Annotated in this window: 12 protein-coding genes and 1 pseudogene; 5 read left to right on the top strand and 8 right to left on the bottom strand. The window is 71.9% G+C overall.

Annotated elements, in window-relative coordinates; all coding sequences use genetic code 11:
* Both CA983_RS48375 and CA983_RS33105 read right to left on the bottom strand, forming a co-directional pair.
* Positions 1 to 583, bottom strand: a pseudogene (locus CA983_RS48375) (metallophosphoesterase); the annotation flags it as partial.
* A gap of 23 nt (positions 584 to 606) precedes the next feature.
* Positions 607 to 846, bottom strand: coding sequence for an SCO4848 family membrane protein (locus CA983_RS33105; protein ID WP_086604478.1), 240 nt, complete (start codon positions 844 to 846; stop codon positions 607 to 609).
* A 91-nt stretch (positions 847 to 937) separates the two neighbouring features.
* Between CA983_RS33105 and CA983_RS33100 the strand changes: the two genes are divergently transcribed.
* Positions 938 to 2,245, top strand: coding sequence for a D-alanyl-D-alanine carboxypeptidase family protein (locus tag CA983_RS33100; RefSeq protein WP_341866710.1), 1,308 nt, complete (start codon positions 938 to 940; stop codon positions 2,243 to 2,245).
* Here CA983_RS33100 and CA983_RS33095 read toward each other — a convergent pair.
* Genes CA983_RS33095 through CA983_RS33080 form a run of 4 tightly spaced genes read right to left on the bottom strand, consistent with a single transcriptional unit; the run spans position 2,193 to position 5,005 of the window.
* Positions 2,193 to 3,110, bottom strand: coding sequence for a YihY/virulence factor BrkB family protein (locus CA983_RS33095; RefSeq protein ID WP_208637095.1), 918 nt, complete (start codon positions 3,108 to 3,110; stop codon positions 2,193 to 2,195). The two genes, CA983_RS33100 and CA983_RS33095, sit on opposite strands and share 53 nt — an antisense overlap.
* On the bottom strand, positions 3,098 to 3,550 hold the full coding sequence (locus tag CA983_RS33090; RefSeq protein ID WP_086604475.1) for a GtrA family protein: 453 nt from the start codon (positions 3,548 to 3,550) through the stop codon (positions 3,098 to 3,100). Before CA983_RS33090 ends, CA983_RS33095 begins: the two co-directional genes overlap by 13 nt.
* The gene (locus CA983_RS33085; protein WP_086604474.1) at positions 3,547 to 4,491 is read right to left on the bottom strand and encodes a decaprenyl-phosphate phosphoribosyltransferase; all 945 of its coding nucleotides are present in this window, start codon (positions 4,489 to 4,491) and stop codon (positions 3,547 to 3,549) included. Before CA983_RS33085 ends, CA983_RS33090 begins: the two co-directional genes overlap by 4 nt.
* Positions 4,484 to 5,005, bottom strand: coding sequence for a phosphatase PAP2 family protein (locus CA983_RS33080; RefSeq protein ID WP_086604473.1), 522 nt, complete (start codon positions 5,003 to 5,005; stop codon positions 4,484 to 4,486). The genes CA983_RS33085 and CA983_RS33080 overlap by 8 nt, the downstream gene beginning before the upstream one ends.
* Before the next feature lie 133 nt (positions 5,006 to 5,138).
* On the opposite strand from CA983_RS33080, the gene dprE1 reads away from it, so the two are divergent.
* Both dprE1 and dprE2 read left to right on the top strand, forming a co-directional pair.
* Positions 5,139 to 6,521, top strand: coding sequence for a decaprenylphosphoryl-beta-D-ribose oxidase (gene dprE1, locus CA983_RS33075; RefSeq protein ID WP_086604472.1), 1,383 nt, complete (start codon positions 5,139 to 5,141; stop codon positions 6,519 to 6,521).
* 40 nt (positions 6,522 to 6,561) lie between these two features.
* Entirely contained in the window at positions 6,562 to 7,317 is a 756-nt protein-coding gene (gene dprE2 / locus CA983_RS33070) for a decaprenylphospho-beta-D-erythro-pentofuranosid-2-ulose 2-reductase (RefSeq protein WP_086604471.1), read from the top strand.
* A gap of 12 nt (positions 7,318 to 7,329) precedes the next feature.
* Here dprE2 and CA983_RS33065 read toward each other — a convergent pair whose 3' ends face one another.
* Together CA983_RS33065 and trpS are read right to left on the bottom strand one after the other, a co-directional pair.
* The gene (locus CA983_RS33065) at positions 7,330 to 7,908 is read right to left on the bottom strand and encodes a 2'-5' RNA ligase family protein (protein WP_086604470.1); all 579 of its coding nucleotides are present in this window, start codon (positions 7,906 to 7,908) and stop codon (positions 7,330 to 7,332) included.
* A gap of 142 nt (positions 7,909 to 8,050) precedes the next feature.
* Positions 8,051 to 9,064 (bottom strand): tryptophan--tRNA ligase, encoded by a 1,014-nt coding sequence (trpS, locus tag CA983_RS33060; RefSeq protein WP_086604479.1) that lies wholly within the window; start codon positions 9,062 to 9,064, stop codon positions 8,051 to 8,053.
* Positions 9,065 to 9,153: 89 nt separating this feature from the next.
* Between trpS and CA983_RS33055 the strand changes: the two genes are divergently transcribed.
* The gene (locus CA983_RS33055; RefSeq protein WP_208637094.1) at positions 9,154 to 9,756 is read left to right on the top strand and encodes an RNA polymerase sigma factor; all 603 of its coding nucleotides are present in this window, start codon (positions 9,154 to 9,156) and stop codon (positions 9,754 to 9,756) included.
* Positions 9,749 to 10,666 (top strand): hypothetical protein, encoded by a 918-nt coding sequence (locus CA983_RS33050; protein ID WP_244207196.1) that lies wholly within the window; start codon positions 9,749 to 9,751, stop codon positions 10,664 to 10,666. Before CA983_RS33055 ends, CA983_RS33050 begins: the two co-directional genes overlap by 8 nt.
* The last annotated feature ends 93 nt before the right edge of the window (positions 10,667 to 10,759 follow it).

The raw sequence follows: 10,759 nt of genomic DNA, 5'->3' as shown, positions 1-10,759 counted from the left end.
TGGCGGAAGCGGATGCTCCGCCGGACACATCGGCACGATCCGCCTGCGGCGCGTCCGCCGCCGTCGCCGAAGCCGTCGCCCCGCCGGGGACACCGGCACCGTCCGCCTGCGGCCCGGCCACCGCGGCAGCGGATGCTCCGCCGGGCACGGCAGGCGTGCCGGGGACGTGTTCCGCGTCGGAGGGCGGGTCGGTTTTCGCCGGGGTGCCGGGCGTCGTCTCCGAGTCCGTTCCGGTCGGCGGGCCGGGTTCCGCCGCTCTCGCCCGCCGTTCCAGGAACCATCTCAGCAGAGGTCGTACGACCTCCCCCGCCACCACCGCCAGCAGCAGGTATATCGACAGGGCCAGCCACAGGAAGCCCGGCCAGGCGAGGACCTGCTGGAGCCAGAAGGGGGCGCCCGAGCGCTCGGCGACCAGGGCCGTGATCGCGAGGACCCAGCCGCCGGCGATCAGGACCGCACCCGCGCGGCGGGTCAGGCCCGGGCCGCGGGTCGTGTCGCGGAACAGGCGGCGCCACACGTACCAGTTGGCCGTCACGATGACGGCCAGGACCAGCAGTGCGACGAGTACGAAGACGATGGCCACGGTGTCGTGTCTCCCGATTGCCGTTATGACGTCCGGCGCAGTGCGCGCAGACCACGCAACCCGATGGCCCCGATGACCGTCCCCAATACGAAGGAAACGACTGCGAGCAGCAGGTGCACCCAGAAGTACGCCGTGGGATGACCGTCGTCGAAGGCGAGCCCGCTGCTGTCCTTGACAAGGTTCTTGACGAAAGTGATCCAGATGACCCAGCTCCACACCCCGAAGGCGAGCAGGAACCAGGACACGGGGCGGCTGAGCTTCATGAGTCCAGTATCGCCAGAGCCTGTCCGGTTCCGTTCCCGGGGTGGGGCCGGGGGCGGGACTTCCCCCCGTACGGCATGTACGTTTCCGATCGTGCCCGCTCCGAAGAAGACCGCCAGGCGATCCCTGCTGGTCACCTCCGCCCTCCTGTCCTCCCTCGCCCTGGCCGCACCCGCGGCCGTCGCGGCCCCGAGCCCCTCGGGCAGTCCGTCGGCGAGCCCGTCGGCCACTCCCCCGGCGTCGATGTCGACCGTGGGCGGCGCCCGGCTCGGGCAGCCAGGGACGCAGGTGAACCTGGCGAGCGGCGTGCCGGTGCTGCCGAAGGACGTGAGCGCCCGCTCCTGGATCGTCGCCGACGCCGAGTCCGGTGACGTGCTGGCCGCGCACAACGCGCACTGGCGGCTGGCCCCGGCGAGCACGCTGAAGATGCTGTTCGCGGACACGCTGCTGCCGAAGTTCCCGGGGACGGCCGAGCACAAGGTCGTCCCCTCCGACCTGGCGGGCATCGGCCCGGGCTCCAGCATGGTCGGGATAAAGGAGGACGAGACGTACACCGTCCGCGACCTGTGGCTCGGAGTCTTCCTGCAGTCCGGCAACGACGCCGTGCGCGTGCTGTCCGCGATGAACAAGGGCGTGGAAAACACCGTCAAGGAGATGAACGAGCACGCCGAGGAGCTCCAGGCCCTCGACACGCACGTCGTCAGCCCGGACGGCTACGACGCCGAGGGGCAGGTCTCCTCCGCGTACGACCTGACGCTGATCGCCCGATCGGGGCTCCAGAAGAAGGACTTCCGCGAGTACGCCTCGACGGTCACCGCGAAGTTCCCCGGCGAGACGAAGAAGGGCAAGAAGGGGAAGCCGGTCCGCAAGGCCTTCGAGATCCGGAACACCAACCGGCTGCTGTCCGGCGACTCGGACGTGCCCGTCTACCAGGGCATCGCCGGCGTCAAGAACGGCAACACCACCAACGCGGGCGCCACCTTCACGGGCGTAGCCGAGCGGAACGGCAAGGTGCTGCTGGTCACGGTGATGAACCCGGAGAAGGACGAGCACAACGCGGTCTACAAGGAGACCGCCCGGCTGTTCGACTGGGGCTTCAAGGCGGCCGGGAAGGTGCAGCCCGTGGGCGAACTGGTGCCCCCGAGGAGCGCCGCGCAGGCCGGTGCCCAGCCCGGTGCCAACCCCTCCGGTGAGGCCGGTGGCTCCGGGAACGGCGCGGGCGGCACGGCCGGGACGGGTGCGAAGCCGGTGGCCAGCGCCCCGGCCGCGAACGGCTCCAGCGGCATCGGGACCGCGCTCGGCATCACCGGCGGTGTGCTGGTGCTGCTCGCGGGCGGCGCCTTCCTGGTCAACCGCCGCTGGCCGCTGCCGGATCTGGTGCGCCGCCGGACTCGCCCGTGACGTCCGGCAGTTCGTCCTCCTTGCTCCGCGTCGCCGTCCAGGAGGCGCAGAACAGCACCAGCTTCGAGGTGAAGTTGATCCACAGCAGCAGCGCGACGGGCACGCCGAACGCGCCGTACATGCTCTTCGCCGCCACGCCCTGCAAGTAGCCGCTGAGCAGCAGCTTGAGCAGTTCGAAGCCGACCGCGCCGGTCAGCGCCGCCACGAACAGGCGGTGGCGCGTGGGCTCGACGCCGGGCAGCAGCGTCAGGACGTAGAGCAGGAGCAGGAAGTCGGCGAGGACGGCGATCAGGAACGCGGCGATGTGCAGCAGAACACCGCTCCAGCCGCCCTCGTCGATGCCGAGGTGCCGGGTGATCCAGCCGATCATCGCGGAGGCGACGGTGGAGGCGGCGATGGTGATCAGGATCGCGCCGCCGAGGCCGATCAGGACGCCCGCGTCCTTGGCGTAGCGCAGGACCGGGTTCTCCTCCTCGTCGTCCAGCTCCCACACCGCCCGCAGGCACTCGCGCATGGAACCGGCCCAGGTGATGCCGGTGAACAGCAGCAGGGCGCCCGCGATGAGGCCGATCGTGCCGGCGTTGTCCACCAGGCCGGCGATGTCCAGCTGGTCGGATATGCCGGGCACCTGCTCGGCGATCTTGTCCTGGAGCTTGTCCTGCTGCTCCATGCTGAGCGTGGCGGCGGTGATCGTGGCGGACACCGTCAGCAGCGGGAACAGCGCGACGAAGCTCGTGAAGGTCATCGCGGCGGCCAGCCGCGTCCACTTCACGCGGTCCAGCCGCTCGTACGACCGCCACGCGTGGGTGATCATCAGCCGTGTCGCCAACGGCCCGATGACCGGGAGCTTTTTCAGCCAGTCCATGATCCGACTCTGCCCTCCGCCCGGAAGACCCATGTACGGGTACCCCAGAACCGCAGAATCGTTGCCAGTGCCATGCCGATGACCGCGCCGGAGACGGTGTCCGCGCGCTGCGAGGTGAGCCCGAGGCCGTAGTGGCTGACGGCGAGGCAGAGCAGTTGGACGGCGGCGCCGGCGAGGTTCACCGCGAAGAAGGCGGCGAACGGGCGCAGGCCGCGGACTCGCGTGGTCCGGTAGGTGCCGAGGGCGTTGCCCGCGTAGGCGACCGAGCAGGCGGCCACGAAGGACAGGGCCTTGGCGGTGAGCGGGCCGAGTCCGGCGGGGCCGCGCAGGTACGTGAAGAGGGCGAGGTCGACGGCGTAGGCGAGGAGACCGACGGTGGCGAATCCCAGGAGCTCCCGGCGGCCGGGGGCCGTGGGGCCCGACCACGCGCGCGTGGTCACCAATTGGCCACCGCCAGGCCGTACATCGCCACCCACACCAGGCCGATGAGGGCGAGCGCCCGGTCGCGCAGGACGACCTCCTCGGGTTCGCCGGCCGTGCCGCGGTCGGCGAAGACGGCGTACCGCAGGATCGCCAGGACGAAGGCGACCATGGACAGTTGCCGCCAGGGCAGCACGCTGGTGTGCGGGACGCCGCCCTCCTCCATGGCCCACAGGCAGTAGCCGAGGACGGCGACACCGGCCGCGAGCTGCCAGACGAAGCGGAGGTAGCCGGTGGTGTACTCGGTGAGCAACGCGCGCGTGGCGCCCGCTTCTCCGGCCATCTGCACGGCTTCGGAGTAGCGCTTGGCCGACACCATGAACAGCGCGCCGAACCCGGTCGTGATCAGGAACCAGCGCGACAGCGGGATGCCGAGGGCGAGCCCGCCGATCATCGCCCGCATCAGGAAGCCGGTCGTGACGACGGCGAGGTCGACGACGAGGACGTGCTTGAGGCTGACGCAGTAGGCCAGTTGCATGCCGAGGTAGGCGGTCAGCAGGGCGGCGACGGCCGGGGAGCAGAGCCAGGCCGCGGCGGCGGGCGCGAGCAGGCCGAGGCAGCCGCCGACGGCGTAGGCGACGGGCACGGGGACCTGCCCGGCGGCGACCGGGCGGTGCCGCTTGGTGGGGTGGGCGCGGTCGGCCTCGGCGTCGCGGGCGTCGTTGACGAGGTAGACGGCGGCGGCGCAGGCCGTGAAGAGGATGAAGACCAGGGCGAGTTGGGTCAGGGCGTGCCGGGAGAAGAGCTCGCCGGCGGCCGCCGGGGCGGCGATCACCAGGACGTTCTTCACCCACTGCTTGGGCCGCGCGGTCCGCAGGAGACCGGCCAGGAGACTGCCCTTGCGGGGTGGCGCGGACGGCTCCTGGGGGGTGCGCTGCCGCAGGACGGCCGTCTCAGTCATGGTGGGCCTCTCCCCTCATCCAGCGGGCGCCGAGCCGGGCCGTSAGCGCGCCGAGGGCCGCGCCCGCCGCGACGTCCGAGGGGTAGTGGACGCCGGCCACCAGCCGGGAGACGCACACGGCGGCGGCGAGGGGCGGGACGGCGCGCGCTCCCAGGGCGCCGAAGGCGACGGCGGCGGCAGCGGCGGAGGTGGCGTGCGAGCTGGGGAAGGAGTGCCGGCCGGCGGTGCGCACCAGGGGCTCGACGTGCGCGGGGCGCGGGCGGCGCACGACCCGCTTCACCCCCATGCTGACGAGGTGCGCCCCCGCGGTGAGCGCCGTGCCGCGCAGCCAGGCGCCGCGTCTTCTGCCGTCGACGGCGGCTCCGGCGAGCCCCGCCGCCAGCCACAGCGCCGCGTGTTCCCCCGCCCAGGACAGGGCGCGCGCGGCGCCGGCCACGCGCGGGTCGGTGCCGCACGCCCTGAGCGCCGAAACGATCCGGTGATCCATGTCGTGCAGGTCGTCGAGGTCGTCCATGTGGACTCACTGTTCACGCCCACCTGGCCTGAACTCCGGCAATATTGAGCGACATCCCATTAATCACCCGTTTCGGGGAGGGATGCCATGTTCTCTAACTAATAGCTCACATTGGGGCGATACGGTCGCAGACATGTCTGCCGACACCGATTCCGTCCCGGACGTCATGGGCCTGGACCACACCACCGTCACCGGTTGGGGCCGCACCGCTCCCACCGCCGCCCGGCTGATCCGCCCGCAGACCTACGAGGAGGCGGCGGCGGCCGTCCGCGACTGCGGGGCCCGCGGCGGGATCCCCCGGGGACTGGGACGGGCGTACGGGGACGCGGCGCAGAACGCGGGCGGGTCCGTGCTCGACATGACCGGCCTGGACCGCGTCCACGCGATCGACGCCGACGGCGGCACCGTGCTGTGCGACGCGGGCGTCTCCCTGCACCGGCTGATGGAGGTGCTGCTGCCGCTCGGCTGGTTCGTGCCGGTCACCCCCGGCACCCGCTACGTCACCGTCGGCGGGGCGATCGGCGCAGACATCCACGGCAAGAACCACCATGTCTCGGGCTCCTTCTCACGCCACGTGCTGGCCTTCGAACTGCTCACCGCCGACGGCGGGATCCGCACGGTGATCCCCGGCACGCCCCTGTTCGACGCCACAGCGGGCGGCATGGGACTGACCGGTGTGATCCTCACCGCGACGATCCGGCTCCAGCCGGTCGAGACCTCGCTGATGTCGGTCGACACCGAACGCGCCACGGACCTCGACGACCTGATGGCCCGGCTGGCGGCCACCGACCACCGCTACCGCTACTCGGTCGCCTGGATCGACCTGCTGGCCCGGGGCGCCGCCACCGGCCGAGCGGTCCTCACCCGCGGCGACCACGCACCCCTGGACGCGCTGCCCGCCCGCCTGCGCCGGGACCCGCTGTCCTTCCGCACCTCCCGCTTCCCGTCCGCCCCCTCAGTCCTCCCCGAGGGCCTGCTCACCCGCACGACCGTGGGCCTCTTCAACGAGCTGTGGTACCGCAAGGCCCCCCGCGCGCGGTCCGGCCAACTCCAGCGCATCTCCGCCTTCTTCCACCCCCTGGACGGCGTTCCCCACTGGAACCGCGTCTACGGCCGGAGCGGCTTCGTGCAGTACCAGTTCGTCGTCGGCTACGGCCAGGAGGACGCCCTGCGCCGCATCGTGCGCCGTATCTCGGAGCGCCGCTGCCCGTCCTTCCTGGCCGTCCTCAAGCGCTTCGGGGAGTCCGACGCGGGCTGGCTGTCCTTCCCGGTGCCCGGCTGGACGCTGGCGCTGGACATCCCGGCGGGCCTGCCCGGCCTCGGCGCGTTCCTCGACGAGCTCGACGAGGAGGTCGCCACGGCCGGCGGACGCGTCTACCTCGCCAAGGACGCCCGGCTGCGCCCGGAACTGCTCGCGGCCATGTACCCGCGGCTGGACGAATTCCGGGCCCTGCGGGCGGAACTGGATCCGCAGAGGGTCTTCACGTCCGATCTGTCCCGCCGCCTCGGCCTCTAGGCACAGGCACAGGCACACCAGGCAACCTCTAGGAGCTGTCATGAAGGACGCCTTCGGTCTTCCCCAGTCCCTGCTCGTCCTCGGCGGGACGTCGGAGATCGGGCTGGCCACCGCCCGCCGGCTGATCGCCCGCCGCACCCGCACGGTCTGGCTGGCCGGCCGCCCGTCGCCCGCCCTGGAGGAGGCCGCCGGGCAGTTGCGCGGACTCGGGGCCGATGTCCACACCGTCGCCTTCGACGCGCTCGACCCCACCTGCCACGAGGCCGTGCTCGGCAAGGTCTTCGCCGAGGGCGACATCGACATGGTGCTGCTCGCCTTCGGCCTCCTCGGCGACCAGGCCCACGACGAGCGGGAGCCGGAGGCGGCGGTGCGGGTCGCGCAGACCAACTACACCGGCGCGGTCTCGGCGGGCCTGGTGTGCGCCCGCGCGCTCCAGTCCCAGGGGCACGGCTCGCTGGTCGTCATGTCCTCCGTCGCGGGTGAGCGGGCCCGCCGCGCGAACTTCATCTACGGCTCCAGCAAGGCGGGCCTCGACGCCTTCGCACAGGGCCTGGGCGACGCGCTGCACGGCACGGGCGTGCACGTCATGGTCGTACGCCCCGGCTTCGTCCGCACGCGGATGACCGCCGGCCTGCCCGAGGCGCCCCTGGCGACCACGCCCGAGGCGGTGGCGACGGCCGTCGAGCTGGGGCTGCGGCGCCGCTCGGAGACGGTGTGGGTGCCGGGCGCGCTGCGCGTGGTGATGTCGGCGCTGCGGCACCTGCCGCGCGGGATGTTCCGGCGACTGCCGATCTGACCTACGAGCGGATCACCAGGTGGGGACGGAGCCGCGCTCCACATGCCCGGCCTGGGGCGGGACCACCGAGCCGCCGAAGGGGAACTCGCGCAGCTTGCGCCAGACACCGTCGGCGCCCTGCTCGTAGAGGGCGAAGCCGGTGCACGGCCACTCGGCCTCGTAGTCGGCGAGTTCCTCGAAGGCGCGGTCCATCGCCGCCTCGTCGATGCCGTGCGCCACCGTGACGTGCGGGTGGTACGGGAACTGCAGTTCGCGTACCACCGGCCCGGCGGGGTCGCGGACCTGCTCCTGGAGCCGGGTGCAGGCCTCCGCACCGGCGACGACCCGGACGAACACCACCGGCGACAGGGGCCGGAACGTGCCGGTGCCGGACAGCCGCATCGGGAACGGCCGGCCGCTCGCGGCGACCTCGGCGAGATGCTCCTCGACGGCCGGCAGGGCGGACTCGTCGATCTCCGTCGGCGGAAGCAGGGTGACGTGCGTGGGAATGCCGTGAGCCGCGGCGTCGCCGAAGCCCGCGCGCAGCTGCTGAAGCCGGCTGCCGTGAGGCTCCGGGACCGCGATCGAGACACCGATCGTTACGGTCCCCACGTCGTCTCCTGTCATTTCAGTCAGTGGGCCGCTGATACGACCACCCGGTTATCGACTGTACGGCCACGACCCGGTTACAGGCAGGCGCAACCGAAGTGATGTAGAGCGCTGTTCGGTGGTACGGCCGTGCGCGGGAGCGGGTTCAGTGCTTGGCGGGCAGGAAGCCGACCTTGTCGTACGCCTGCGCGAGGGTCTCCGCGGCGACGGCGCGGGCCTTCTCGGCGCCCTTGGCCAGGATCGAGTCGAGCGTCTCCGGGTCGTCCAGGTACTGCTGCGTGCGCTCCCGGAACGGCGTGACGAACTCGACCATGACCTCGGCGAGGTCCGTCTTGAGCGCGCCGTACATCTTGCCCGCGTACTTCTCCTCCAGCTCGCCGATGGTCTCGCCGGTGAGGGTCGAGTAGATCGTGAGGAGGTTGCTGATGCCCGGCTTGTTCTCGACGTCGTGGCGGATCACCGTGTCCGTGTCGGTGACGGCGCTCTTGACCTTCTTCGCGGTGGCCTTCGGCTCGTCCAGGAGGTTGATGAGGCCCTTCGGCGTGGACGCCGACTTGCTCATCTTGATCGACGGGTCCTGGAGGTCGTAGATCTTCGCCGTCTCCCTGAGGATGTACGGCTTCGGGACGGTGAAGGTCTGGCCGAAGCGGCCGTTGAAGCGCTCGGCGAGGTCGCGGGTGAGCTCGACGTGCTGGCGCTGGTCCTCGCCGACCGGGACCTCGTGCGCCTGGTAGAGCAGGATGTCCGCGACCTGGAGGATCGGGTACGTGAACAGGCCGACGGAGGCGCGCTCGGCGCCCTGCTTGGCGGCCTTGTCCTTGAACTGGGTCATCCGGCCGGCCTCGCCGAAGCCGGTGAGGCAGTTCATGATCCAGGCGAGCTGCGCGTGCTCGGGGACGTGGCTCTGGACGAAGAGCGTGCAGCGGTCCGGGTCCAGACCCGCGGCCAGCAGCTGGGCGGCGGCCAGGCGGGTGTTGGCGCGCAGGTCCTTCGGGTCCTGCGGGATGGTGATCGCGTGCAGGTCGACGACCATGTAGAACGCGTCGTGGGTCTCCTGGAGGGCCACCCACTGGCGCACGGCGCCGAGGTAGTTGCCGAGGTGGAACGAGCCGGCGGTGGGCTGGATTCCGGACAGCACGCGAGGTCGGTCAGAGGCCATGCTCACCATTCTCTCAGGTCCCGCGGGGCGATCCGGAACTGGTCCGAAACAGGTGGGAACCCATCGCTGTTCGGCGGTGTAACAAGAGTGTGAGGACGCGGGAGGGGGGCCGCATCGCCGATGAGGCCGCGGTGATCGCACGCGTACGCGCCGGAGATCCGGAGGCGTACGCGGTACTGGTGCGGACGCATACGGGAATCGCGCTCAGGGCGGCCACCGCGCTCGGGGCGGGAGCGGACGCCGAGGACGTGGTGCAGCAGGCCTTCGTCAAGGCGTACTGCGCCCTGGGCAGGTTCCGGGACGGCATGGCGTTCAAGCCGTGGCTGCTGGCGATCGTGGCCAATGAGACGAGGAACACAGTGCGCAGGGCCGCGCGCCAGCGCACGCTCGCCGACCGGGAGGCGGCGCTGGTGAAGGCCGAGCCGCTCATACCGGAGTCGGCGGATCCGGCCGTGGCGACACTGGAGGCGGAGCGCCGCGCGGCGTTACTGGCCGCTCTGGAGAAACTGAGCGAGGAGCACCGACTGGTCGTCACCTACCGGTACCTGCTGGAAATGGACGAGCCGGAGACGGCCCAGGCCCTTGGCTGGCCGCGCGGGACGGTGAAGTCGCGCCTGAACCGGGCCCTGCGCAAGCTCGCCAGGTTGCTGCCGGACTTCCAGCCTCGGGAGGGGGGTGAGGAGCATGAGTGACGGACAGGGTGCGCACGACGGCGACGCCGGGCGCTACGACGCCGACAGCGCGCCGCGCCGACGCGCGGAAGCCGCCCGGCTGCGGGAGGAGCTGCGGGCGCTGGGGAGGTCGCTCGACGCGCCGGGCGGCGCCGGTCCGGAGTCGATGGCGGAGCGGGTGCTGGCGCAGATACTGGCCGAGCAGGCACCGGTGCCGGTGGCCGAGCCGCCCGGGGTCCGGGAGCGGCTGCGGTCGGTCCGGCGCTGGGCGCACGCGCGGTGGCGGTCGCTGACCGCGGCGCTGTGCGGGCTGCTGACGGTACTCGTGCTCACGCCCCCCGTGCGGGCCGCGGTGGCCGACTGGTTCGACTTCGGCGGGGTCGAGGTGAGGTACGACCCGTCGGCGGTGCCCACTCCCAGCGCCGAGGTGCCCGGCTGCGGACAGCCGGTCTCCCTCGCGCAGGCCGAGCAGCGGGCAGGTTTCGCGCCACTGGTGCCGGAGGGTCTCGGGACGCCGGACGCGGTGACCGTGAGCAGTCAGCCGCATGGGCGGTTCCTGGTGAGCCTGTGCTGGAGTGAGCAGGGGCGCACCATACGGCTGGACGAGTACCGGGCGCGCCTGGACACCGGCTTCGTCAAGCGTGTGCGGGAGCAGCCGGCGTGGGTGGCGCTGCGGGGCGAGCCCGAGAACGGCGATGTGCCGGACTGGGCCCTGTGGTTCCCGCGGCCGCATGTGCTGAACTTCTGGCTGGTCGAGGCGGACGGTGACCGCTACACGCGTGAGGAGCGGACGGCCGGGCCCACCCTGCTGTGGACCTCCCCGGGCGCTGACGGTGTCGTCACGCTGCGGCTGGAGGGCGTCGCCTCGAAGGCGCGGGCGGTGGAGATCGCGAGGTCGGCCACGGCTCCGCGCGCCGAGWCCCCGAGATAGCACGCAGGGTGGGAACCCCGGTGGGCCGAGCGGTGTACCAGAAGTGACGGGCGGCTCTCGAGCCGCGCAGATCGGCTGGCTGGGGGCTCGGAT

The organism is Streptomyces swartbergensis (assembly GCF_002148965.1).
GTDB lineage: Bacteria > Actinomycetota > Actinomycetes > Streptomycetales > Streptomycetaceae > Streptomyces > Streptomyces swartbergensis.
Note: the sequence above shows the minus strand (reverse complement) of the source record. Positions and strands in the feature narration are given on the sequence as shown.